General features: G+C 66.3%; 27 protein-coding genes. 9 read left to right on the plus strand and 18 right to left on the minus strand.

What is annotated here, in order from left to right; all coding sequences use genetic code 11:
- Nucleotides 1-44 precede the first annotated feature (44 nt).
- Nucleotides 45-1952 carry a 1-deoxy-D-xylulose-5-phosphate synthase gene (gene dxs / locus AC5P99_RS05215; RefSeq protein ID WP_049451215.1) on the plus strand — a complete coding sequence of 636 codons (1908 nt, stop codon included), beginning with the start codon at nucleotides 45-47 and terminating at the stop codon, nucleotides 1950-1952.
- 79 nt (nucleotides 1953-2031) lie between these two features.
- Here dxs and AC5P99_RS05220 read toward each other — a convergent pair whose 3' ends face one another.
- From AC5P99_RS05220 to AC5P99_RS05230, 3 genes are all read right to left on the minus strand, one after another.
- Complete coding sequence (locus AC5P99_RS05220) at nucleotides 2032-2235, minus strand: hypothetical protein (protein WP_005410416.1); 204 nt, start codon at nucleotides 2233-2235, stop codon at nucleotides 2032-2034.
- Between the two features lie 168 nt (nucleotides 2236-2403).
- Nucleotides 2404-2982, minus strand: coding sequence for a DUF3011 domain-containing protein (locus AC5P99_RS05225; RefSeq protein WP_495212934.1), 579 nt, complete (start codon nucleotides 2980-2982; stop codon nucleotides 2404-2406).
- Nucleotides 2983-3112: 130 nt separating this feature from the next.
- Entirely contained in the window at nucleotides 3113-3319 is a 207-nt protein-coding gene (locus tag AC5P99_RS05230) for a hypothetical protein (RefSeq protein WP_088437052.1), read from the minus strand.
- 404 nt (nucleotides 3320-3723) lie between these two features.
- Between AC5P99_RS05230 and AC5P99_RS05235 the strand changes: the two genes are divergently transcribed.
- From AC5P99_RS05235 to AC5P99_RS05250, 4 genes are all read left to right on the plus strand, one after another.
- Nucleotides 3724-4008, plus strand: coding sequence for a hypothetical protein (locus AC5P99_RS05235; RefSeq protein ID WP_005410420.1), 285 nt, complete (start codon nucleotides 3724-3726; stop codon nucleotides 4006-4008).
- A gap of 12 nt (nucleotides 4009-4020) precedes the next feature.
- Nucleotides 4021-4254 carry a DUF1653 domain-containing protein gene (locus AC5P99_RS05240; protein ID WP_495212935.1) on the plus strand — a complete coding sequence of 78 codons (234 nt, stop codon included), beginning with the start codon at nucleotides 4021-4023 and terminating at the stop codon, nucleotides 4252-4254.
- A gap of 88 nt (nucleotides 4255-4342) precedes the next feature.
- Nucleotides 4343-4915, plus strand: a complete 573-nt coding sequence (locus tag AC5P99_RS05245; RefSeq protein WP_285309827.1) for a TetR/AcrR family transcriptional regulator — start codon at nucleotides 4343-4345, stop codon at nucleotides 4913-4915.
- A 13-nt stretch (nucleotides 4916-4928) separates the two neighbouring features.
- Complete coding sequence (locus tag AC5P99_RS05250) at nucleotides 4929-5261, plus strand: SMR family transporter (RefSeq protein WP_005410423.1); 333 nt, start codon at nucleotides 4929-4931, stop codon at nucleotides 5259-5261.
- A 22-nt stretch (nucleotides 5262-5283) separates the two neighbouring features.
- Here AC5P99_RS05250 and AC5P99_RS05255 read toward each other — a convergent pair whose 3' ends face one another.
- Both AC5P99_RS05255 and AC5P99_RS05260 read right to left on the minus strand, forming a co-directional pair.
- Complete coding sequence (locus AC5P99_RS05255; protein WP_005410424.1) at nucleotides 5284-5457, minus strand: DUF1328 domain-containing protein; 174 nt, start codon at nucleotides 5455-5457, stop codon at nucleotides 5284-5286.
- Nucleotides 5458-5551: 94 nt separating this feature from the next.
- Entirely contained in the window at nucleotides 5552-6193 is a 642-nt protein-coding gene (locus AC5P99_RS05260; protein ID WP_005410425.1) for a LysE family translocator, read from the minus strand.
- Nucleotides 6194-6349: 156 nt separating this feature from the next.
- Between AC5P99_RS05260 and AC5P99_RS05265 the strand changes: the two genes are divergently transcribed.
- A complete protein-coding gene (locus AC5P99_RS05265) occupies nucleotides 6350-7042 on the plus strand; it encodes an aspartate/glutamate racemase family protein (RefSeq protein ID WP_495212936.1) in 693 nt (230 codons plus the stop codon).
- A 24-nt stretch (nucleotides 7043-7066) separates the two neighbouring features.
- Here the strand turns inward: AC5P99_RS05265 and AC5P99_RS05270 are convergent, their stop codons facing one another.
- Nucleotides 7067-7462, minus strand: coding sequence for a hypothetical protein (locus AC5P99_RS05270; RefSeq protein WP_032964285.1), 396 nt, complete (start codon nucleotides 7460-7462; stop codon nucleotides 7067-7069).
- Nucleotides 7463-7703: 241 nt separating this feature from the next.
- Between AC5P99_RS05270 and AC5P99_RS05275 the strand changes: the two genes are divergently transcribed.
- The 3 genes from AC5P99_RS05275 (at nucleotide 7704) to AC5P99_RS05285 (ending at nucleotide 9090) form a co-directional block, all read left to right on the plus strand.
- The gene (locus tag AC5P99_RS05275; RefSeq protein WP_005410428.1) at nucleotides 7704-8213 is read left to right on the plus strand and encodes a DUF3011 domain-containing protein; all 510 of its coding nucleotides are present in this window, start codon (nucleotides 7704-7706) and stop codon (nucleotides 8211-8213) included.
- A gap of 86 nt (nucleotides 8214-8299) precedes the next feature.
- Nucleotides 8300-8653 (plus strand): DUF6713 family protein, encoded by a 354-nt coding sequence (locus tag AC5P99_RS05280; RefSeq protein ID WP_495212937.1) that lies wholly within the window; start codon nucleotides 8300-8302, stop codon nucleotides 8651-8653.
- A complete protein-coding gene (locus tag AC5P99_RS05285) occupies nucleotides 8650-9090 on the plus strand; it encodes a GNAT family N-acetyltransferase (RefSeq protein WP_005414059.1) in 441 nt (146 codons plus the stop codon). The genes AC5P99_RS05280 and AC5P99_RS05285 overlap by 4 nt, the downstream gene beginning before the upstream one ends.
- 236 nt (nucleotides 9091-9326) lie before the next feature.
- On the opposite strand, the gene AC5P99_RS05290 is transcribed toward AC5P99_RS05285, so the two are convergent.
- From AC5P99_RS05290 to AC5P99_RS05345, 12 genes are all read right to left on the minus strand, one after another.
- Nucleotides 9327-9611, minus strand: a complete 285-nt coding sequence (locus AC5P99_RS05290; protein ID WP_258017256.1) for a hypothetical protein — start codon at nucleotides 9609-9611, stop codon at nucleotides 9327-9329.
- A 159-nt stretch (nucleotides 9612-9770) separates the two neighbouring features.
- Nucleotides 9771-11564: a hypothetical protein gene (locus AC5P99_RS05295; RefSeq protein WP_495212938.1), complete on the minus strand. Its 1794-nt coding sequence runs from the start codon at nucleotides 11562-11564 to the stop codon at nucleotides 9771-9773.
- 1 nt (nucleotide 11565) lies between these two features.
- The gene (locus tag AC5P99_RS05300) at nucleotides 11566-13104 is read right to left on the minus strand and encodes a hypothetical protein (RefSeq protein WP_495212939.1); all 1539 of its coding nucleotides are present in this window, start codon (nucleotides 13102-13104) and stop codon (nucleotides 11566-11568) included.
- Between the two features lie 168 nt (nucleotides 13105-13272).
- Nucleotides 13273-13656 (minus strand): hypothetical protein, encoded by a 384-nt coding sequence (locus AC5P99_RS05305; RefSeq protein WP_495212940.1) that lies wholly within the window; start codon nucleotides 13654-13656, stop codon nucleotides 13273-13275.
- Entirely contained in the window at nucleotides 13656-14198 is a 543-nt protein-coding gene (locus tag AC5P99_RS05310) for a lysozyme (RefSeq protein WP_495212941.1), read from the minus strand. Before AC5P99_RS05310 ends, AC5P99_RS05305 begins: the two co-directional genes overlap by 1 nt.
- Complete coding sequence (locus AC5P99_RS05315) at nucleotides 14191-14439, minus strand: hypothetical protein (RefSeq protein WP_111188062.1); 249 nt, start codon at nucleotides 14437-14439, stop codon at nucleotides 14191-14193. The genes AC5P99_RS05310 and AC5P99_RS05315 overlap by 8 nt, the downstream gene beginning before the upstream one ends.
- Before the next feature lie 23 nt (nucleotides 14440-14462).
- Complete coding sequence (gene terL / locus AC5P99_RS05320) at nucleotides 14463-16106, minus strand: phage terminase large subunit (protein WP_495212942.1); 1644 nt, start codon at nucleotides 16104-16106, stop codon at nucleotides 14463-14465.
- Complete coding sequence (locus AC5P99_RS05325) at nucleotides 16093-16488, minus strand: hypothetical protein (RefSeq protein ID WP_495212943.1); 396 nt, start codon at nucleotides 16486-16488, stop codon at nucleotides 16093-16095. Before AC5P99_RS05325 ends, terL begins: the two co-directional genes overlap by 14 nt.
- A gap of 1 nt (nucleotide 16489) precedes the next feature.
- On the minus strand, nucleotides 16490-18940 hold the full coding sequence (locus AC5P99_RS05330; RefSeq protein ID WP_495212944.1) for a hypothetical protein: 2451 nt from the start codon (nucleotides 18938-18940) through the stop codon (nucleotides 16490-16492).
- On the minus strand, nucleotides 18937-21543 hold the full coding sequence (locus tag AC5P99_RS05335) for a zeta toxin family protein (protein ID WP_495212945.1): 2607 nt from the start codon (nucleotides 21541-21543) through the stop codon (nucleotides 18937-18939). Before AC5P99_RS05335 ends, AC5P99_RS05330 begins: the two co-directional genes overlap by 4 nt.
- Nucleotides 21540-23618: a hypothetical protein gene (locus AC5P99_RS05340; protein WP_495212946.1), complete on the minus strand. Its 2079-nt coding sequence runs from the start codon at nucleotides 23616-23618 to the stop codon at nucleotides 21540-21542. Before AC5P99_RS05340 ends, AC5P99_RS05335 begins: the two co-directional genes overlap by 4 nt.
- Nucleotide 23619: 1 nt before the next feature.
- Nucleotides 23620-24102, minus strand: coding sequence for a hypothetical protein (locus AC5P99_RS05345; RefSeq protein ID WP_495212947.1), 483 nt, complete (start codon nucleotides 24100-24102; stop codon nucleotides 23620-23622).
- Between the last annotated feature and the right edge of the window lies 1 nt (nucleotide 24103).

Consider the following 24103-nt stretch of genomic DNA (forward strand, 5'->3'; position numbering starts at 1 on the left):
CCGTTTGAGGGCGAAAATGGGCATTCAGAAAAAGTGCGAACATGATGATCGACTCTGCCCGCTATCCCCGCCTCGCGCGCATCCAGACGCCGGATGACCTGCGCACGTTCGACGAATCCGAACTGAGGGCGGTTGCCGACGAACTGCGCGCCTACCTCATCGAATCGGTGGGCAAGAGCGGTGGCCACTTCGCCGCCGGCCTGGGCGTGATCGAACTCACCGTGGCCCTGCACTACCTGTACCAGACTCCGGTCGACCAGCTGGTCTGGGACGTCGGTCACCAGACCTACCCGCACAAGATCCTGACCGGGCGCCGCGACCAGATCCACACCGTCAAGCAGAAGGACGGCGTCGCGCCATTCCCGAAGCGCGAGGAGAGCGAATACGACACCTTTGGCGTCGGCCACTCCTCCACCTCGATCTCGGCGGCACTCGGCATGGCCATTGCCCGCCAGTCCGAAGGCGACGACCGCAAGATCGTGGCGGTGATCGGTGACGGTGCGATGACCGCCGGCATGGCCTTCGAAGCGCTGATGCACGCCGGCGGCATGGACCCGGAACCGAACCTGCTGGTGATCCTCAACGACAACAACATGTCGATCTCCGAGGCGGTCGGCGGCCTGACCAAGATGCTCGGCCGTGCCACCGGCAGCCGCACGCTCAATGCGCTGCGCGAAGGCGGCAAGAAGATCCTCGGTGACAAGAAGAACAACCCGGCGCGTTTCGTGAAGCGCTGGGAAGAACACTGGAAGGGCATGTTCGTGCCGTCCACGATGTTCGAGGAGATGGGCTTCCACTACACCGGCCCGATCGACGGCCACGACATGCCCGCCCTGCTGTCCACGCTGAAGACGCTGCGCGCCTCCAAGGGCCCGAAGCTGCTGCACGTGATGACCACCAAGGGCAAGGGCTACGAGCCGGCCGAAGGCGACCAGATCGGTTACCACGCCGTGGGCCCGTTCGATCCGGACAAGGGCTTGGTGGCCAAGGCCGGTGCCAAGAAGCCGACCTATACCGATGTGTTCAGCGACTGGCTGTGCGATGCCGCCGCCGCCGAGCCCCGCCTGTACGGCATCACCCCGGCGATGCGCGAAGGCTCCGGCCTGGTGCGTTTCAGCAAGGAATACCCGCAGCGCTATTTCGACGTGGCGATTGCCGAACAGCATGCGGTCACCCTCGCCGCCGGCATGGCCACCCAGGGTGGCAAGCCGGTGGTGGCGATCTACTCGACCTTCCTGCAGCGCGCGTACGACCAGCTGGTACATGACGTGGCGATCCAGGACCTGGACGTGCTGTTCGCGATCGACCGCGCCGGCGTGGTCGGCCCGGACGGTGCGACCCATGCCGGCAACCTCGACCTGAGCTTCCTGCGCTGCGTGCCCAACCTGGTGGTGATGGCACCGTCCAACGAAGCCGAGTGCCGGCAGATGCTCAGCACCGGCCTGCAGCACCCGGGCCCGGCCGCCGTGCGCTACCCGCGCGGCACCGGCACCGGCGTTGCAGCCGGCACCGACCTGTCCACCCTGCCGATCGGCAAGGGCGAACTGCGCCTGCAGGGCAGCCGCATTGCCCTGCTCGCCTTCGGCAGCACCGTGGCCGCCGCCGAGCAGGTCGGCCGCGAACTGGGCCTGAGCGTGGTCAACATGCGTTTCATCAAGCCGCTGGACCGCGAGCTGGTGCTGGCTGTCGCCGCCCAGCACGAAGGCCTGGTGACGATCGAAGACAACGTGGTGGCCGGTGGCGCCGGTTCAGGCGTCGGCGAGCTGCTCAATGCCGAAGGCGTGCTGCGCCCGATCCTGCACCTGGGCCTGCCCGACAGCTACCAGCACCATGCCAGCCGCGAGGACCTGCTGGCCGAAGCAGGCATCGACGCCGCGGGCATCCGTACGGCCGTGCTCAAGCGTTGGCCGCAGCTGGCCACAGGTACCCCGCCGCTGAGCGCGGCGGGCTGAGGCCGATTGCCACCCAGTGGATCCGCGCATGGCGTGGATAGCGGGGCCCGGAAACAGGACCTGGCCGGAAACCCCGCCCTCAGCCGTAGCTGACCGCTTCCACGAAGGCACCGCTGGCTTCCACGCGCACGGCAGCGCGCTGCCCGGTATCGACAAAGTGCAGGCGCGCCAGGGTTTCAGCGAAGTCGAAGGCGCGGGCACCGTCGCGGAAATCGATCGGCTCCGGCCGGTCCGGATGCAGCACGCGCCATTGGCGCTGTTCGCATTGCAGGCGGATCAACATGCGGCTCACTCCTTGAGGCAGCGTATCGACGGTAGCGGGACATTCCTGCCGATCACGGCAGGCATCGTCGCAACAGATCAGGGACACACAGAGATGCCCTGATCGCAGAAGATACGACAGTTCAAAATGTGAGCTGTATCAGATTTTTCTGATTTTAGAGGGGCGCGCTCAGTTCACCTGGAACTGTGCCCGGCAGCCGTCGCTGACCCAGATGCCACGACGATCCCAGCCCCAGGTCTGGCCCTCGATGCAGGCACTGCGCGAATCCTGGCGAACCAGGCGCACGCCGCGGCGGATGCGGGCGTCGCAGTACTCCTGGCGATGCCCATTGGAATGACAGGTGATCACCTCACCGCCGCCCCAACCGTTGCCGTTGCCGTTGCCCCAACCACCCCCATTGCCCCAACCACCCCCATTGCCCCAGCCGCCACCACGACGGTACTCGCCGACGAACTCGGCGCGGCAGCCCTGGGTCACCCATACGCCATAGCGCGACTGGCCCCAGGTCTCACCTTCCACGCACGGCGAGCCGGACAACTGGCGGATCATCCGCGCGCGGCCCTCCAGACGGCACTCGTTGCTACGGTTCTTGATCGACTCGCAGCGCACGATGCCGCTGCCTTCGCGGCCACCGTAGCGGTCATCGTCATAGCCGTAGCCATAGCTCTGCGCCTGGGCGCCACCCGCCGCCGCCAGCATCGGCAGCAGGGTGCAGGCCAGGGTACGCCAGGTGAGTGCCTTGCCCATCGAGATCTCCAGATGAATACGATGGCGCAAGCATCCGGGATTCCCGGCACGGCGCACAGGGGGGCGCGTGACGCCGGTTTTTCCCCATTCAAACAACGCAACCGTAGCTGACTGCACGCAACGACCGGCGTCAGTCTCCTACGTGCAGGGCATCCACCGCGCTGCCGAGCGCCTCGACCCGCACCGTGCTGCGCTGGCCGGTGCGACGGTGGTGCTCGAGGGCCCGCGCCGCGGCGGCATCGAAAGCCTCGGCGCCCCGCGCATATCGGGTTGCGTCATGCACCTGCGGATCCAGCACGGACCAGTGCCGGGCGTTGCGTTGAACGGTAATGACCATGAGGGGCTCCTGCGGATGGAAGGATGCGACGGCAGGCGGACGGTCCACGTGCCGGTACACCTTCAGGCTAGCGATCACCTCAGGGGTGGCCCATCAGATTTGTACGAAAATGCCGCGCCCTCCGGTCAGCCCTTTGCCTGCCCTCACATCCCTGAGTCCATTTAGCCTGTTCATTCCGTGATTCTTGTCACGGAGTCTGCCGGGCTTCACACTACCGTCATCAACAGGGGCCCCTTCCACATGCGCACCTTCTTCTCGCAGCAGCGTTGGACGCTGCTGAAGTTCTATTTCGTGGCCAGCTACCTCGTGCTGATCGAGGAACTGATCCGCGCCGCCATGCACTGAGCGCTTGCTGCAGGGCTATTTGCGACAGACACTGTCGCTTTAGGCACGGAGCCCGCCCGATGAAAGCGCTTCTTCTGATTCCAGCCCTGCTGGTGCTGTCCGCCTGTGCCAACCAGCATCAGGCCGCTGCGCGTGCCGATACGGCGGCCACTTCGCCTGCCACGCCGAAGGTCGGTGGCGACCGCGATGCCCACGGTTGCATCGGTTCGGCCGGCTACCAGTGGTGCGAGCACAGCCAGCGTTGCGAACGTCCGTGGGAACTGGCGCAGGCACAGGGCCTGGCCAACACCGCCGAAGCCATCGATGCCTACTGCGCGAAGCCGGCCAGCCCGGCGCGCAAGTGAGTCGGGCCGCCCATGGCTGAGCTGAGTCCGGTCCCCACCCTGGCCCCAGGCCGCTACCGCCACTTCAAGGGCGGCGAGTACGAAGTGCTCGACATCGTCCGCAGCAGCGAGACCCTGCAGCCGATGGTGCTGTACCGCGCGCTGTATGGCGAAGGTGGCCTGTGGGTACGCCCGTACGCCATGTTCGTCGAGCAGGTGCCCGGCGAGCACGGACCGCAACCGCGTTTCGCCCGCGTCGACGCATGAGGATTCCGCTGCCGGCCACGGCCGGCAGCGCGCGGTAGCGCGGCGGGCCTGCGTTACAATCGTACCGTCCAGTCGGTTTCTTCCCGCCATGTCCGCATCCCCCTCCCGTTCGCGCCGCAAGGCGCCCGACAGCGTGCGCCAGTCACTGCTGCAGGCCACCATTGAAGTGATCGGCCGTAACGGCCTGGCCGCGCTGACCGTGCAGGACGTCGCGCAGGCCGCCGGTGTCAGCAAGGGTGCGTTGTTCCATCATTTCAGCAGCAAGCAGGTGCTGGTGGATGAAGCCATCGGAGCGCTGATTGGAGAATTCGAAGCGCGCGTGCGCGCCCTGCTGCAGGAAAACCCCGAAGGCCATGCCCGTTTCAGCCGCGCCTATGTGCAGGCCAACTTCGAGCATCTGCTGCAGCAGGAGCAGGACAACGACATCGGCCTGACCTTGGGCAACCTGATGGAACCGGGCCTGCTTGCGCACTGGCGCAACTGGAAGCGCGCGATGCTGGCCGAGTTCCCAGCCGAAGCCGGCGACCCACGGCTGTACGCGGCGCGCTGCGCTGCCGATGGCTACTGGGCCACGGCCTATGGGCGTCCGCTGGACGAGGAAGAACGTGCCAATGCATTGGCCATGGCCGAACAGGCCCTGAAACTGTGCGACCCGCAGTGAGCTGGAGCGCTCGATGAATCCCTACCTCTACCTTGCCGCTGCCATCGTGCTGGAAGTGATTGCCACATCACTGCTGAAGGCATCCGACGGCATGAGCCGGCTGGCGCCGACACTGGGCGCACTGGTCGGCTACGGGCTGTGCTTCTACCTGCTGTCGATGACCATGAAGTCGATCCCGACCGGCATCGCCTACGCAATCTGGTCCGGCGTCGGCATCGTGCTGATCTCACTGATCGGGCTGGTGGTGTTCAAGCAGCGCCTGGATGCACCGGCGTTGATCGGCATCGGCCTGATCTGCGCCGGCGTACTGGTGATCAACCTGTTCTCGCGCAGCAGCGCGCACTGAGCACGCTGCTGCGCGATCAACGCTAGCTGACCTTCTTCGCTACGGTCATGCCGAGCAGGAACAGCACCACGGCGATGATGATGCCGGCCCAGAACAGGAACTTGGCGATACCGACCGCGGCACCGGCAATGCCACCGAAGCCGAGCACGCCTGCGATCACACCGATGACGGCGAAGATGATGGCCCACTTGATCATGTCAAACCTTTCCCCGCGGGGACTGCGTACTGGATGATCAGGCTAGGCCGTGGCCGATGCGGCAATCGTGAACAGGCCGCGTGCGCGGCGTGAATCAGCGCGGACGGAAGCGCAGCAGCGCGACGGCAAACGCCAGGAACACGCTGCCCACCAGGCGCTCGAACCAGCGTCGCGCAAACGGCTTGGCCAACCAGCGGCGAAGGCCATGGCCACCGGCCGCATACATCACGTACCAGAACAGTTCGCACGCGGCAAAGGTGGCCACCAGCACGCTGTACTGCAGCGCCTGGCCGCGTGACGGGTCGACGAACTGCGGCAGGAACGCCGCCGCGAACAGCAGCAGCTTGGGATTGCTCAGGCCCACCAGAAGGCCACCACGGAACACCTTCCACGCGCCCAGCGAGGCCGCAACCGGCGGCGTAGCATCGACCGTCACCGGCGGTGCCGGCCGGCAACTGTCACGCCATGCCTTCAGGCCCAGCCAGGCCAGATAGGCCACGCCCAGATAACGCAGCACCTCGAACAGCATCGGCGACGAATGCAGCAGCGCACTCAGGCCTGCTGCGGAGGCCGCCAGCACCAGCAGCATCGCCAGCAGGCAGCCGGCCATCGCCGGCACACTGCCACGGAACCCCAGCCCGACGCTGCGACCGAGGATATGCAGCATGTTCGGCCCCGGCGTACCACACAGAACGAACACCGTGGCGAGGAACCACCACCAGGTATGCAGGGCCATAGCGCACATCCACTTCAGAAGATCCAACCAGCATAGAGTGCGCCGGGCCTGCCGCGGCACACACAGCGCAGCATGGATGTGGTGGTTACAGATCGCCGCCATCGGCAACCGGGCACCATCTGTGCTGCAATGAGGGCTCCTGGCACGGAGCGGCGCATGAAGACCCTTGGCCTGATTGGTGGCATGAGCTGGGAAAGCTCGGCCCAGTACTACCGGCTCATCAACGAGGAGGTACGGCGGCGGCTCGGCGCTGCGCACTCGGCACAGCTGCTGCTGTGGTCGGTGGATTTCGCCGGCATCAAGCAGTTGCAGCACGAGGGCGACTGGGACACCCTGGGTGACCACATGGTCGATGGCGCGCGGCGCCTGCAGGCGGGCGGCGCCGACCTGCTGCTGATCTGCACCAATACCATGCACAAGCTGACCGATCGCATCGAGGCGGCCTGCACGCTGCCGCTGCTGCATATTGCCGACCCCACCGCCCAGGCCATCGTGCAGGCAGGCGCACGCAAGGTGGGCCTGCTCGGCACCGCCTTCACCATGGAACAGGACTTCTACCGCGGCCGGCTGCAGGATCGCTTCGGACTGGAGGTGCTGGTACCCGAAGCCGATGATCGTCGCAGCGTGCACGACATCATCTACCAGGAGTTGATCGCTGGTGTGGTCAGCGAGCACTCACGACAGGTCTATGCCGGCGTGATCGCGCGACTGGTGGCGCGCGGTGCCGAAGCAATCATTCTTGGCTGCACCGAGATCATGCTGCTGGTACGCCCGGAGGACAGTGCAGTGCCGCTGTTCGATACCACCGCCCTGCATGCGCGGGCCGCCGTGGACACGGCCCTGGCTTGAATCAATGCGCGCCGGAGCGCGGAATCAGTCCGCGCCCTGCACTTCCAGCGCGGTGATCAGCCACTCGACCACCGCCGATGAATCGCACAGGAAGAAGATGGCGTCACCGGAGCGTGCTTCGGTAAGCAGCCGATAGACCGTGATCGCCACCGCCGACTGGTTGGCGATGAACACTTCCGGGCTGCGCGGCCCTTCACTATGCCCGGCAACGGCATGCAATGCCTTGCGCGCAGCCACAGTGGCAGCCGGGTCCGCGCTGCGGGTCAGTTCCGGCCCGCGCAGCCCCCAGGCAACGAACACATGCTTGCCCTTGAACGTAGTGTCCAAGACCCGCACCTCGGCGCCACCTGCGTCGGCCGAGCGATGAATGACGGTACTGCTGATCAACGCAACCCCCTGTGGTCGTCGTGGTCCGCGCATCCTCTCCCGTAGGCCGCCCGCACACCAGTGACGGCAGCCACAGGCTGCGCCGCAGGCGTGGAAGACATGTAAGAAGGTGTAAACCGATGCGATCGGATGTGCAGCGATGATACGGGATGTAAGCCTCTGCATGGGCTGGTGCGCACTACTAAATCCCTCCTGAGCCACTTCCGGAACGATGCGTTCCGACGGCCCCGTGCTGGGTCATTCTTGCCGCCCGAATCCCCGCCCGAGGCTCCCCATGACCCTTCGCCCGCTGCTGCCGATCACCGGCGCCGCCCTTGCCCTGCTGCTGGCCGCCACCGCCGTGGCCGCCCAGGACTACGACACTGATCACATTCCAGCGCTGCGCTGCGAATCCCAGTTCAACAAGACCGAGCAATGCCCCATCGAGGGACCGATGCGCCTGGCCAGGCAGCTGTCGGTGACCCGTTGCGTGGAAGACCAGAACTGGGGCCAGAGCCGGCGCATGCTGTGGGTGACCGACGGCTGCCGCGCCGAGTTCGTTGCCGACGAACACGGCCGCTGGCCGGGACGTGGCCGCAGCCGTGATCGCGACAACGAGGGCGAACGCCTGGTCTGCGAGTCCTACGAGAACAAGGACAAGGAGTGCCGGATTCGCGTGCGCCATGAGGTACGGCTGGTCAGGCAGAAATCGGTGACAGCCTGCATCGAGGACCGCAACTGGGGCTGGGACCGCCGTGGGGTGTGGGTCAGCGACGGCTGCCGTGCCGAGTTCCGGGTGTATTGACTGCCGGCCGCGCGCTGGCTGCATCGAGCAGGCATGCGTGCCAGGCGGAGTCGATAGACTATGGCCTGCACGGCAGGGAGCACGACATGGAACGATGGTATCTGGCGACGCTGCTGGCGTTGATCCTGCATCAGATCGACGCTGCGTTCTGGCAGGAATGGGCCATGTTCCATGTCCCCGGTGGCATCCAGGGCTTCCTGCTGTTCAACCTGTTCGCAGTCGGCGCCGTGCTTTGGGGTTATCGCCAGATCGTGCTGGGCACATCCACGGCGCGCAGCTATGCACTGGCGTGCGGGGGGCTCGGCATTGGCACGGCACTGATCCATCTGGCCTTCGCCCTGTTCGGTCGCAGTGAATTCCACCTGCCGCTGTCGATTGCCGTCCTGCTCGCCTGCTTTGTGTCGGGTGGCGGCCTGTTGCTGAAGCTGCGCCCGCAATGAACCGGACGTCCTCTTCTCCACACCTGCGCGACGGCATTCCGCAGGACGCAGATGCCTTGATCGCGCTCGACAGCGTGGCAGCCACTGATCCACGGCGGATCATGCAGATTGCCGACTGGCTGGCGCACGGCGTCGTGCAGGTCGCCGAGCAGGACGGCAAGATCGTCGGCTACCTGGTCATCCATCACCACTTCTTTGGCGAAGCCTTCATTGAAATGTTGATGGTGGCGCGCGAACAGCGCAGCCAGGGCATCGGCGCCATCCTGCTGCGGCACGCGATCACGTGGCGCGGTGGCGGCAAGCTGTTCACCTCAACCAATGCCTCCAACACGGGCATGCAACGCCTGCTCGCTGCCGCCGGCTTCGTGGGCAGCGGCATCGTGCATGGCCTGGATGAAGGCGATCCGGAACTCATCTACCGCTTCGCGGAAGACTGATCAGATCTGCAGAACGCACAAAAAAGCCCGCGCATTGCTGCGCAGGCTCCTTGATTCATCACAGTGGTCGGGACGGCCGGATTCGAACCGACGACCCTCTGCCCCCCAGGCATCGTTACAGATAGGCCCATCCTGTTGATCTGTAAGGGTTTCAGGCCTGCGCGAGGCCTCCCAAAAGTGCAGATTGCGCCCCAATCCGATCAATCACTTACGCGCGGATAGGGTGCAGCCTAGCCCTACCCGATCCAGCCGAATGGCGGATCCTGGTCGGCCTTGGCCAGCCGGTTCCCCCGGACCTTCTCCTGCCACGCCAGGATCTTGGCCACATCCTCCCGCAGCCTGTCCTCGTGCCTGGCCACCCACAGCTCGGCCCCTGCCCGGCCCTGCTCGTAGCTGCTGCACCAGCGGAACGGACCGCCGGGCCCATGGCGGTGCCGGTCCAGAGAGGCAATCCAGATGCCGTCGTTCACCCGCTGGGCCATGGCCACCACCCACACGCTGTGGCAGGCGATCACGGTCAACGAGTCATTCGGGAGGCTGGCAGACCTGGTCGTCCAGCGGAAATCGGCGGGGAGCGGCATGGCCGGGAGGATACGGCCGGCCGTCGCAGATCCTGCGAACGAGCCGGCCACCTCCCTGAACCGTTCGGCCTGAGTCAACCCAGGCTCGCCCCGGCTGGTTCAGTCGATCGGGATGGTCATTCCGCTGCTGTTTGACCCAAAGGCGATCGGGCCTCGCGTTGCCCCTATTCCTGGCGTCCATTCGTAGACCAGGACGCCGGCTGTACTTGTCACTCCTACATACAGCACCAAGCCATCTCGAGAGAATGAAACACCCCGACCAAGACCGGCCGGGCCGCCTGGCAAGGGATAGGCAGCTCCAACCCCATTTGCTGGATCCCATAGATACAGATGCATCTTGACAGAGAACGAACTACCAAAGACAACCGCTCGCGCCGCATCAGACAGCACGACCATGCCCTGCGCATTCTGGCCAAAGGCTGCAATTCGATCTTCGAATCCGTTGGGTCCGATCTTGTAGATATGGCAAGACGGGGTAGAGCTACAGACGGCCGCAAGATGGGTTCCCGACTCATTGATCGAGATCGACATAACCTGAGATGGAGGAAGCACAGCAGGGCCGTTAACGCGTTCTCCGAACCCGTTCACATCATCCCAACGATAGGCAAACAGATAGGGATAGCGGTCAACAACCAAGTAGACGATATCTCCCTTGGGATTGAATGCAGCGAACAGAACCGTGTCGATCAGCGGGGTTTCTGGATTGGGATAGGGCGTTCCTATGCCAGCCGGGCTGACCCGTTGAGCCCGCACGTAGGGCGCCACCGTGTGACCGATGACTACAGCAGCGCCTGACCTTGAGAAGGCGGCGCAGCGACCTTGGCCAGGAAGCGCTGGCGTGATAGCGGGGAATTCAGAACCGATTACGCCTTCCTGACTCACTGGGTAGATGGAAACCCCTGGCGCCAGGTTGTAGGTGGCTGCCCCCAATGTGGCGTCGTCGCTCGCCGCTACAAGATAGGTATTGCTCTTATCAGAGGTTGTGGACGTTCCAAGTACGTCAATCACATTGGCCGCGTGCCTGTATCCACCGCAGAGCAGATACGGATTGACGAACTGCGCAAAGAACTTGTAAGACGCCGGCCTGGCAGCAATGGTGATCGGGCCGCTCCATACGAAAGAACGTCCTGTTGCATCGTTGACCCGAAGAACGACGTTCAGGACTGTTTCGAAGTTGATGCCCGCCGATGAAACCGTATGATCCCATTGGAAGTTGTCGACAAAGAGAATCTTGTTCTCGCGGTACCGGATGCCGTTGCCTGCCACGTTGATGGTCGCAGCCCCGGGCGGAGCAGCGCCGAACACCGACGACGGGTACACGCGGTTCTTGCTGGCCGACATGACCTGGTTGCCTTCGACGGTGTGGATCACTTCGCCGGAGGCGTTGCGGTACTCGAGCATGACCGAGCCACCGGCGTTGCCCTCCGATGACGCACCCTGCCGCACGTCGCACTTCGCGGTGGTGATCTGGCCGGGCTGGACCGTGTAGCGGGCAGCGTTCGAGATCCGGGAAGTGCCCCAGTTGCCCCAGTAGCCCGCCGACCACTGACCGGAAGGCGGGTTCTCGGTGGTGATGTTCCAGCCCGGCCCCAGTTCCCAACCCGTCTGGCCTTGCTCGAAATCAGGATTGGCGATCGGCGCCTGCGCGGTCAGATAGGCCGGCCAGGCCACAACAACCTCTTTGGTGGCCTGGTCGACCCGCACCTGCGTGCCGTCGGGCAGCTTGTCGCCACCGATCTGCAGCACGCTGCAGCCGCCAATGCTGTTGCGGATCTGCAGGCGGCCCTCGTAGGCCTGCGAGGGCTTGGCTCGGGCGAACCTGCCGTTGACGTAGAGCGCCGGCTGGTAGACGTCCTGGTCCAGGTCTGGGCGGTCGTAGATGCGCGCGACCATGTCAGTTCGCCCTCTGGCCGACCAGGTACACCCGCAGCCCCTTGGCCAGCGAGCTACCGACCTGGTCCACGTCGATGGTGATTTCGTCACCCTTGGCCAGGATGTTGCCGCCCACCTCGTAGACGGCCGGAATGGCCGCCGTGGTGGTGCTGCGTTCGTTGTTGTCGAAGGTCAGCTTCGTGGACAGGATGCTGGTGCCGTTGCGGTTCACGTCCACCGTCAGCACCACACCTGCCGCCTGGGCCACCGAAAGCGTGGCGTATATCCCGCCGCTGGCCACCGGATCCAGCAGCATGCCGTAGGGCATGAACAAGCTGTCCTTACCGGTGCCTGTCTGGATGTTGTTGCCCATGTTCACTGAGCGGTCGATCAGGTCGAACGACTGCAAATCGGGGGATGCCGCGATGCGCAGCAGGTCGCCGGCCGCCACCCAGGCGTCAGCGTCCGGCGCAATGCAGGTGGCGCTGATGATGCTGCGCGGCCCGCGGCACTTGGCCTGGAAGCTCACCGGGATGTTCAGTTGCCCTGCCCCATCCTGGATCGCCAGCGTTACGGCGCCGTCGCCCAGCTGCAGCACCGAGAAGAACTGGCCTTCCTTCCAGTCGACGCTGCCGCCGGTGTTCTTGCGAATGGTGATCGTGATGGGGCTGGCCGAGTTGGCCAGGATCAGGGTGTTGTGCGAGCCACCGTCTACGGTGGTGCTGGCGCTCACGCTCACGATGCGGGGGGCGACGGTGTAGACCGGGGGCTGCCCAATCCACGGCCGAGCGTAGCCGCGCAGGGTCGTAAAGCCGCGCACGCCGTCACCCAGCGGCGGGTTGAAGCGGATGGCCGGCGGGGCGCCAAGCACGCCCGGAACAATGGTGAACGCTCCATCGATGCCCGGCTTCGACACGGGGTAGACGTTCGACCCTGCCGCTGTCTCCACCGCCGTGTCGTAGAACAGCGGATCCAGCACGTCGGCCCCCGCCAGCGGGAAGTCGGTCACAACCCCATCGCCCTCGAACGCCCAAAACTTCGGCGTGACGCCAATGGTGCCGCCACCGCCTTGGATCTGCTCGATCAGCACCAGCGCCGACCGGCGATTCAGTGCGTCGGCGTCAGCGACCGCATCGCCAACGCGCACGATCCGGTTGCCCTTCGCGTCCCACACAATGTCGCCGCTGCCATCGGGATCCGGCACCAGCAGCATCGCATCTGCCGCGAGCTGCTGAATCATCATCACCGGCGCATCCTGGTCCTCGTTGAGGGTCTGCGCCAGCAGATCGCCCAGGTTCTCGTAGTTGATGACGCGGACAATCGGCATCGCCCGGTGCAGCACCACCTTGGCATTGGCTGCAGGTGGAGCCACGAACACGACATTGCCGCCGGCAGGATTGCCCACACCGTCCACGGTGTAGTGCGTGCCGAGCGTTCGGACAAGGCCGTTCACGGTGACCCGAATGTGGGCCGCCTCGAGGATGCGGAAGCTGTAGGGGAACACCGTCGTAACGCCGTTGGCGATCGAGGTGTTGGGGCCGGTGTAGGCGGGGACGGTCATGGCGGCACCTGCGGGAGACTGCAGCAGATGGTCGGCCCGCGCCCCCTTCGGGTTCCCGACTATTTCCCGCGGTGCTGGTCCAGGCAGTCGGCGGTGTGGGCGCGCTTGTTCTCGCTGTCCTCATAGGCGCCGACGGCACCCACATAGGCCGCGGCCCACTTCAGCCAGTCACCGCCCGTCGGTGGCGCCGGCGGCCGCTGGGCAATCACTCGTTCGCTGCACCCGGCAGGCGGCACGTATGGCTCGGTCGTGCGCCTCCCGAGCAATGCGCAGGACGTCAGCAGCAGCGGCAGGGTCAGAATCGGAAGAAGTCGCATGGATAGCCTCCACCGCCTTGGCGGTGCGTTCGCGGGTTTCGTGGGCTTCCAGGTCGACGGCGGCGGCAGTGTCGCGGCTGATCTGGACGCTGGTGCTGGTGGCCCGGACCTGGGCTTGCAGCGCCTTGTTCTCGGCTGAGGTGGCGGCGTCCGTTCGCCCCTTCAGGTAGTAGCAGCCGCCGATCGATAGCAGCACCACCACCATTGCCATGGTGATTGCCTGTCGCGGGGTCATTACAGGGTTCCTCTGCAGGTGGCCATTTCCCACTGCCGGCGGTCGATGATGCCGCCGCACTTCGAACGCCACTGCGGCAGCGAGCAGTCGCGTTTGGCGCCGTCGATGGTGACGAAGCGCCACTTCCAGATTTCGTCGCAGGCGGCAGTGCGCTCGCCGGCGTTCAGGCGCTTGGCCGCGGTGCTGGTGCAGAAGCCATTGGTGCCGACGTTGTAGGCGAAGTGGCCCCAGGCCTTCACCTCGTGGAATTCGAACTCACCGCGGACGCAGCGGCCCATGTTGTGCAGCATGGCCTGTACATAGTCCTGCTCGAGCTTCCCGCACTCGGCTGGGGTGTAGCGCCGACCGGGAACAACGGCCGGCCCGGTGATGCCGGCGCAGACGGTCCAGATGCCGCCCGAGTCTCGATAGGGCACGTACTTCCTGCCCTCGTGCGCGGAGTTGTCCTGGCCGAGAGCTGCGACCAACGCCAGGATCAGCGCGGCCGGTGCGGCGGCAAACCCGAACTTGCGGCCCTTGCCGCTCGGTGCTTGGTCAGCCACGGCGGGCCACCTTGGCGAGTACCCGGCGGACGGTAGCCCATCGGGCCATCCACCATGCGCTCCAATCACCCCAGTTCTTCACCACTACTGTGAACGTCTGCGCCAGGGTGAAGACGATGGTGCAGACCACGGCCACGTCGCTGAGCGTGTACCCGGGGTTGTACGTGCCGACCGTGACGCCGGCGGCCGGGGCAATCTTCGCCGCGGCCACGGCAAGGTCTTGGGTGATCTGCTCTTTCATCGAGGCTCCGAACGGGTGGACGTTCAGCGCTCGAACACGACCTCATGCTCCCCTGCGCTGTGGCGCCAATCGTCCCGCGCGGTGATGTTCGGATTCCCGACTATCTGCCCGACTCGTTCAGGTGTATCGGTCAGCGCGCCCGCGCCGGCGTCCAGATAGTCGTCCTTCTGGTTTGGCGCCGTCGGGATCCATTCCTTCATCTGATCCCACAACGGGCCGCGCAGCACGCTCACGTGCGCCCACAGCTGGCCGCCCGATTCCAGCAGCGGCTCCCAGGCCTCGAGGATGCGACGGCTCTTGTTGGCCACGGCCTGTTCAACGGCAACGCCGCAGCGCAGCCGGCGCTGCTTCAGCGCGGCCTTCAGCACCGCCGGCGCAAACGCGCCGATGCCGTTGGTTTCCACCACCACGCGCGGCAGGTTCAGCGTCTCGATCAGGTCGCACAGCTGCCACACTTGGCCGCCGGTGATGACCTTTCCTGTGTCGTCGAACTCCGCCACCTCGCCGGTCAACTGCTCCATGCGGTGCAGGTAGCGCCGGCCGATCAGGTCCTGCAGCACCACGGCGACGGCCGACACGTCGGAGTTGAGCTTGCCGCTGGCCGGATCCCAGCGCACCGACGCCATGGCGATCTGCACGCCGCCCAGGAACATGGCCGCCGTGCCGTTGGCCTTCCTGATGACGGCCTCGACGTCGTAGGGGGTGATCCGCTCCGGGTCTAGGCGGATCTCTTCGATGGGTTTGGCTTCGAGCATGTACTGGCTGTCCCATGCGTTGAGGGTGCGCGTCTCCTTCCGGCGCAGCTCGATCTCATTCCGGTCGAACCGCTCCGGCCAGGCGCAGCCGCTGTAGATATCCAGCACGGCGCCGGGCGGCTTGGCGAGAACCACCTCGCCGCGGTCCACCTGGTAGTCGGTGCCCTCGACCAGCACCCGGGCGTGCTTGTGGATGCCGACCACCACATACAGCCCGTCCTCGGCCGGCGTGAACTTGATGGGGTACCGGGTCTTGCTGTCGGTCTGCTTGTACCGTGTGGCGTGCGCGAACAGCGGGATGATCAGCGTGGATGCGCCGGCCGCGATGCGCTCCGGGTAGATGCTGTCGTGCGTGTGCGGCGTGCCGATGAAGGTCTTTTGCGCGCCAGGCACCGCAATGTGGGTCGATTCGCTGATGCGCTGCCTCAGCTTCAGCCGCGCCTCTGGCGTCTCAATGTTGCCGGGCACCTCGATATCGTCGAAGTCCACGGCGTCGGCGCGGGCGCCGGTGGCGTTCGTGTTCACCCCGACAGCGCGCATGCTGGCGTTGCGAGCATCTTTCGCACCCACTACCCAAAACTTCTTTGCACCAGGCCGCTTCGGCAGCATCCCGATGCAGAGCGGATGGATGCGAAGAACGTTGATCACGTCTGCCGTGAGCATTCCGGCGGTTGGCCCATCAGCGGACCAAACCAACGACCGATGCGTGCGGTTCCGGTAGAGCTTCCAAGCCTTGAACACCGCGTAGATCGTGGACTTCGCCGCGCCGCGGAACACCATCAGCACCCGCTCTGGATCCGTGCAGGTTTCCAGCCACGTGCAGATGCGCACATGCAGCAAGGGCACGGTCCACCCCTGGACACGTGCCCACATCATGAAGAACGTCAGGAAGGAAACCTCACGGCTTGCCATGGATCTTCGCCACCTCGTCGGCGCGGCGCTGCTGCTTCAGCACCTGGTCGAGCAGCCGATTGCCTTCCTTCTCCGCCGCAGCTACCTCGGCTTCCAGCCCGCCGTCGCCGTCCTGGTCATCCGCGGCCCCCACCTCACCGGCGCCACCGTTGCCGCTGCTGTCCCGCTGGATCATCGACACCAGCGAGCCGACGCGCAGCAGCAGCCCACCGGTGGCCGCCGCATTGCGCTTGCACCAGTAGCGGTCGCCGCGCTCGGCCTTGTCCATCTCGCTGGGCGCCTTGCCGGCGCCGGTCCACGTGGCCGGGTCGGCTTCCTCAATGAAGGCCTCGGCCAGCTTCTCGCTCAGGGCCTGCAGCCGCAGGTATTGGTCCTCGCGCATGTCACTCTCCCGCTGCAGCTGCGACGTTGGGGGCGCGCTCTGGCACTGCCTCGCCCGGCTCCCACCAGTATTGCTGGTTCCAATCCTTCTGCGCGCGCTTGCGCATGCGTCGCAGATATCCCGGACTCAGCTGCTCCTGCAGGTCATGGAACACCATGTGGTCGGTGGCGCCACGGAGATACCACAGGTTGATGAAGGGGGTGTTCCCCTTTGCGAACCGCAGCGCCTCTCCGCCCAGGTCGTCCAGCTTGTCATCGGCCTTGTTCTCGTCGGCGATCGCCCAGCCGGCGCCCTTGCGCGCGATGGTGAACCCATCCATCACGGTGCCGAACACCGGGCCGAGCATCGAGGTCCAGTTGGCCTGACCACCGCGGTTATCGCCGCCCATGCCGGTGTAGAGAATGTCGCCGAAGATGCCCAGCCCGCCGCCCTGCGCAGCCGCCGCCAGCCAAAATTTCCCGGTCGTCATGTCGCGCGGATCTTTGCCGTCGCGCAGATCCTTCAGCTGCAGCGCCACCGCACCGAACAGCTGCAGGCTCGTCAGCATCGCCGCGCTATAGGCGACCTTGCCCTGCGTGGTCGGTATGTTGCGCAGCCTGCGCAGGTGCTTGTCGACGATCGCCAGCGGAAACGCCTTGAAAAGCATCAGGGAGCGAAGCGCTTCGCCGCCCAGCGTGCCGGCCTTGGTGCCCTGCTGCAGGCTCGCGCGAGTGGTCAAGTCAGGCGCCAGGATCGCAGTGCGGGCCTCGCTGTCGAGGTAGCCCAGCAGCCGAGCGGTTGCGCGGTTCAGATCTGCCTCGCTGGCGTCGACGGCGCGGATCCCGTCCTTGGTCAGCATGCCGTCCTGTGCCGGCGCCTGCTGCCAAATCTTCCAGTCGGCCTCAGTTACGCCGGCGGAAGCCATGCGTCGAAGTGAACCCTCGTCGAGATCCGCCCATGCAGTCTGCCGATGCCGTTCAAGGACTCGAGACAGAATCAGCGCGTACCCGCGGCGCAGGCTGTTGGTCCAGCCTTCAACGAGGGTCAGCTTCATGGTGCTGTTGGCCAGCTTCGCCGACCAGCCCTGTGCGAGGTTGTCCTGATGCCAGCGTGTCATTTCGCCGGCGATCTCGTCCATGCCGATGGCCAGGTCGTGCGCCATGTTCCGCTTTCCCTTCCCGAAGCCGGAGAACAGCGACCTCATCGCGCCCCCCGTCGGCACGCCGGCCGAGCGCGCGACCAGCACCTGCAGTGGCGCGTCCGTGATCGAGGACAGCATCACACTCTGCAGCTTTGCCGCCACGGTGAAGTTGCGCACGCCCTGGAAGAACTGCGCCATCGCTGGACTTACTGGCTGGGCAGTCACGCCCGTGAGCGTGTCCCAGGTCATGTCGAGGGTCGCCAGCTCGTGCCAGGCCGCGCGGGCGCCGGTGACATTGTCTGCCTTCTCGGCGGTGTCCTTCAGCAGTCGATAGGTGCTGTTGGGATTGGCGCCAAACTCTTCCATCAGTCCGATGTTCTTGGCCATGCCGCCCACGTGGCCCAGGATCGCGTCCATCATCGAGCCCCGGCCGAAGTCGGCCAGGTAATCCAGATGGCTGTCGGCGTCCTTGAAGTGCAGCACGCGGTGCGCGTCATCGAACCGGCTGGCGCGCGACCCCTGCCCTGCGGCACCCGGCACGCGCTTGTTGCGGCCCTCGGTGGCAATCGTGTCGTATGCCTTGCGCAGCAGGTCCAGGACCTCAGCATCGCCCATGGCCTCGCCGTCCTCGCGCAGGTACTGCTCTCGGCGCAGGCGCGGGAACACGTAGTCGACCCATGCGTCCTTGCCGGCCTTCGCAATGCGCCCCACGTCGTGCGGCTGCGGCAGATAGCCATAGTCGAGCCGGCCAATGTCGGTACCGGCGGCGTTCGAACGGAGGCGCATGTCCTCGAGCGCGGCAATGTAGGTGGCGGCAGCCTTGGCCATCTTCGGGTCGCTGGTATCGCCGTCCACCACCGCGCGGGCGAATGCCCGAACTGAATCTGGGTCGTGCATCAGGCCCAGGAACTTCGGTTCCACAGCCTGTACGGCGTCGACCAGCTCCGACAGGTACTCGTTGCGCACGCCCGAAATGTAGTCGTCGGCCTGGCGCATGCGCTCGAACAGCGCGGAGTGATGCGGGTTCTTCACTCCCTGCGCGGCCAGCTGCGCCGCACGCGCGGCCTGACGCTCAGTTTCCCGAACCTGCGCCGTCAGCCGCGAAGCCCGGCGGAACGCGGCCTTCTCAGCATCTGCGATGGCCTCAGCCTGCGCGGCTTCCGCTGCACGCTGCAGGCGCTGCTCGTGCGACAACGTGCGCCACTGGTCATCGGTGCGCGCCAGCTGGCGCATATGCCTGGCCAGATCCGTCTCGATCCGGGCCACTTCGGTGGTGGTGGGCTCGCGGCCAATGGCGGCGGCCACTTCTTGAACGCATGCAGGCTGCATCATCCCCTCCGCAGGAAGCAGTTGACGGCCGCCTGGAAGGCGGTGGCATCGGTGGTTGCTCGGGCCAGATCGGCCTCGATATCGGCGACCTCGTCAGCGACGGTGCGGTGCACGGCGCCGCCGTCGGCATCGGCGCCGACTACGATCGAGGCATCAGGGTTTTGCGCCGCCAGCTGACGGGCGGCATCGAGGGGCGTTTCGGGAGCGGGGCTTACTTCGCCGCGGCTGCCGGCTTCCCGGCCAGGCGAGCCTTGCGCGCCGCCTTGGCGTCGGCTATTTCCTGCCAGATCTCGCCCCAGCGCTGCTGGTGCGCCGCGTCCTGGGCCGCTGAATCCTCGGTAGAGGTCTTCAGCGAGTCCGCCGGCACGGGCTTGGTCGAGGGCGTCTTGGAGGCTGCCATAGAGGCTATCTTCCTCCACTCGGGGGAGGCTTGCAAGATCGGTCATTTTCTGCTGACCCTTGCCGCCGCTGTTGTCGATGACGTCGATGTTGACCCGGGGGTCATCCGCATAACGGGCGGCCAGAGCCTCGATGGTCGGGCGCACCCCAGCGTGCGTGCGGGCATGCTCCCGCAGCGGCACAGTGCGGCCGGTGCCGAAACGCTCAACCTGGCGCTGGGCGCGTGGGATTGCGCCATTGGTCAGCGCATCCACCGGATCCCGGTACACATAGACGATATCGACGTCCCGGCCTGCGGCCAGCGCCTGCTCGATCTTGTCCACGGCCGAACTGAGGGTGTTCATGTTCGTGTCGTAGATGATTTCTGGCCGGCCACCCACCTCGCCGCGGGCCTTCAGCGCCGAGGTCTTGCCTGCCCCGGTGCCGCCGGCGGTGAACAACACCGTCGAATCGAAGCCCTCCGGGGTCGGCTGGGCCAGCTTCTGCTCGTACAGCAGCTTGATGGTGTCGCTTGCCGCCTCGTGCACGTCCGCGCTGCGGGTGCGGTCGGCGAGGTATTCCGGCGACAGCTCGCGGGCGGTGTCCGTGTTCAGCACCCGGCCGCCGTCAGATTCTTCCAGGGAGGCGTATTCGCGGAGCAACTTGTCCGGGTCCGTCACCAGGCGCTCGCGCAGGGCCTGCCCGGCCGGGTTGGTGTCGACCAGCCCCCCGTCCGGCAGCACGCCGGCACGCTTGGCGCGCTGGTTCCAGTTGGCGATCGCCTCGTCCTTGGTCAGGCCCCGCAGGTAGGGATTGGCCTCGAGCTGCCCGCGGCTCAGGATGCGGTCCATCGGGGTGGCGCCATCGGAGCGGGCGAAGCGCCGGCCACCGGCCAAGCCGAAGTGATGCGCGGCATACAGGGTGTAGGCGTCGACTGGCAGCCCCTCGGCCTGCAACCCCGCGGTGTTCTCCGCATCGAGCGCCGCCACCATTTCCGCCGAGCGTGCCGGATCCGTTCGCATCGCCAGCAGCTGCGCGTCGTCCAGTCCCTGCGCCCATTCCGGCTTGGTCTTGGCCACCATTCGGCGCCAAGTGCCGGCGGTGAACTGATCGATGCCCAGCGCGGTGGATTCCGGGTTACGCGCATCAGCACGGCCGCCTGACTCGAGCGCGCGGCGGAAGGCCGGGTAACCCGACAGCGCCGCAACCGGTGCCGCTGCCTGATCGGCCAGCGGCAGCAGGAAGTCTGACGGTCGGATCGTGTCGACCACGTTCACCGGCTCGCCGCGCGCCAGCTGCTCGAGCGCATCCTGCAGCGCGTCCTGGCCCCGGATAGCCGCACCTTCATCAGCCACCAGCGGATCGGTGGCAGTGCGCTGGAAGCGGTCGGCGTTGCGCGCCGTCAGCAGTGCATCGCGCTGATCGAGCGGCACACGGGGGGCCATGGCGTGCGCCAAAGCGCCGAACGCGACGCCGGTGAGTAGGTCGACCGTCCGCGCCTCCGCGTCGAGCGGATCGAAGGCCTTGGCCTGCTCATCGTTGCCGCCGGCCTTCAGCGCCGCGTACTGCGCTCCCGACATGCCAGCACCCAGCAACACGTTTCCGGCGGCACCGGTGGCCAGCCGCTGCGACAGGGTGGTGCCGAACGCTGCCGGCAGCTTGAACCCGGCCAGCGTGCCCACCGAACCTGCCAGCCCTACCGCCTGCGCAGTGCCGGCGCCGACACCCTGCTTGACCAGTGAGGCCGGCCGCTCGAGGCCTTCATTCGCCGCCAACAACGCAGGGTTGCCACCTGCCGCCGCCAGCGGCAGCACGATCTCGGCAAGGCCGCCAAGCACGCGCCCAGCAGTACCGGTTTCGGTAGGGTCCGGCGTCCAGGCGTCGACTGCGCGCTGTCCGATCCCCTCCACCACGTCGGCGAAGTAGGCATCCTGGCCTGCCGTGGTGGCGCCTCGCGCCGGGTTGGCCACGCCCTGCGCCTGCAGGAAGTCGGCCACGTCGTCGGTCATAAAGGACGAAAGGTAGTCGTCACGCGCCACCACCGGCACCGCGCCGGCCGTCAGCACAGCGGCACCGGTTCGGGCACCGCCGCGCATGGTGCCGCTGAAAATGGACGAGCCCAGGCCTTCGAAGAACCCGGGCTTCACCTTCGATAGATCCAGCGGGTTGGCCACCGCCTGTTCGTCGAGCTGCTTGCGGCCCTGCTCGTCCAGATCGAAAACGCTCATCGGCCGCTCCCGGTGATGGTGATGGTCAGGGGCTTGCCGTCCTTGGTCGTCAGGAACTCGCGCCCGCGGGTCACGTAGTAGGTGCGTTCGCTCTGCTGGCGCAGGCCGTACTTGCTGAAGCTACCCACCACCGTGTCGGGCAAGCCCGCCGCCTTCGCGGACTCGGTGAATGCCTGCTCCGCCTGGTCTTCGAAGGTGTCCGAGCCCATGCCCCACGGCGCCAGCACCTCGCCCCGGCCGTTCACGTCCACCACTTCGCCGAGGGATGCCGTAATCGCCTTCTTCATGCGATCGCTGTTCACCTCGGCCGAGTGGTCGCCGTCGGCGGCAGACTGCCCGGTGTAGAACGCGCGCACGGCCTGCATGGCCACGTCAGCAGCACCAGGACGGCCTGCGAACAGGGCGCCGGTGTCGCGGGTGAACTGGTCGCGGAACTCCTTTTCCGGTGGCAGCGGGAACTTGGAATCGCCCTTCCCCTGCAGCAGCCGGTTGCCCTCGAGCATGGTGGCGGCGACGTCCCGGCCGTTGGCCGCCTCGTTGGCCCCGAACATGTGCTTCTGCAGCGTCACCTGCGCGCGCTCGCGCGTGGCCAGCATGCCGGCGTAGGCGACCACCGGCTGTTCCGGTGCCAACTGCTTCATGGCCGCGTTGAACACCTTGTCATCCATGGTCGCCGTGCGCAGCTGCGACAGCATTTCTGCCTGCTGCCGGCTGGTGCCCTGCTTCAGCTGCTCGCCAAGCGCCTGCACTTCCTGCGGCAGCAGGACAGCCATCTGGACCTGCGAGCCGTAGCGCTTGCGCATGCCATCGATGGTGGCCGCGCGGTTCTGCAGCTGCGCACCCACCTCCCAGGCATCGGCGGGGCTGGCCAGCGCTGCCAGGTTCAGCGGCTCAACCTCGCCACCTTCGCGCGATGCGTTGAACAGCAGCGGCGTCTCGTCCAGCTGCTTCTGCGCCGCCTCGATCGCCGAGCGCGTGCGCGCCAGGTTCTCCTTGCGCTGCACGGTGCCACCGGCAGTGGCCAGCTCTGCCTCGGCCTTCTGCAGGTAGGTCTGCTGCTGTGCCGTCGGCATGCGCAGCACCTTCTGGACTTCCTTTTCCTCGGCCACGCGCTGGTCGAATTCGGCGCGCACGTCGGGGCTGGCGCCCTTCATCGAATCGGCCCAGGCCGTCCACATTTCCGGCGTGGCCGGCACGGCGCTGGCAATCTGCCGATCGATCTGGCCCAGCACGCGCTGCGCTTTGGCATCGATCCGGTCGGCTGCCCGCTCGGCTCGGTCCTGCAGGGTCTGCTGCCGGGTCATCACCTGCGACAGCAGCGCGTTGCGCTTCTCGGGATCCAGCTTGTCGGCATAGAAGCCGTCGCTACTGGACAGGTCCGTTTCCAGCGTCTTCAGCGCTGCGGGATCCTCGCGCGCGAAGATCGCCCGTTGGGTGGCCTGCGACGTCCAGGTGCGGTCGTAGAAGTCCTGCAGCGCCTTGCCCACCGCTGCGTCGCTCAGTCCGGCCTGCTTGGCCAGTGGCGCGAATGCCTGCGCACGTTGATTGACCGCGGCGATATCGGCGCCGGGCATGCCAGCGATCTTGCCCAGCTTGTCCAGGGCCGCGTCGAACTGCCCGCGGAAATCCGCGCGCTTGGCCGTGCGCGCCACCCGATCGACGCCCAGCTGGCCGGCAGTGACCGTGCGCTGCAGGCCCCGGTCGTAGGCCAGCTGCAAATCGGGAGTGAGCCCGGCAACGGCCGGCTTTTCGATCTTGCCGACGGCTTCCTGGTAGCGGCTGGGCGCCTCGGCATACGGCACCGTGCCGGTGGCTACGTCGTCCTCGAGCTTGCGCTGGACGTCACCCACCTGCAGCTCGTAGTCCAGCTGGGCATTGGCCGCCTTCGCGCGCGCCAGGCCCTCAGCCTCCCGTGCGTCTTCGGCGGCCATGGATGCGCCAAGCTGCGCAGCCACGCTGCCCAGCTGCCCGACCGCCTGCGCGACCTCCCCTACCCCCGCGCCACTGACGCGGGACCGCACCAGCGGCGCGGTGCCGCCACCCTGGCCGAACTGGCCGATATCGATGCGTGCCATATCAGCGGCCCCCGCTCAGGTTGCTGGTGCGCTTCCAGCCTCGGGCAATGCTCGACCCGGTACTGAGCAGCGACGTCCCCGCGTTGATGTAGCCGCTGGTCCGTGCCTGCTGGCCGGCGTAGCGCGCACCGTCGGCCTCTGCATTGAGCCGGACCGCGCGGTCGTTGCCGCCAGTCAGGGTGAGGAACGCATCTTCCGAGGCGCCGCGGGAGATCTCTTCGTCGATCTTCAGCGCAGTGGAGCTGTTCACGTCGACGCCGGATGCTGCCAGCGCGGCCACCGCTTCGCTGCGCTGCCGCTTCGACGCCTTCAGGATCCGCTCGGCTTCCACCTGCGCGGCCCCGCGCTCGGCGCGCGAGTCGGCCTCTGCCTGCGCTGCCAGGTAGTTGTTGTACTTGCTCTGCTGCTCGCCCTGATAGATAGCGGCGCCGGCACTGAGCGCCAGGGCGCCCCACTGGATGACCGGGATTACTGCCATACCCATG

Source organism: Stenotrophomonas sp. YJH_SMC_80, assembly GCF_059372495.1.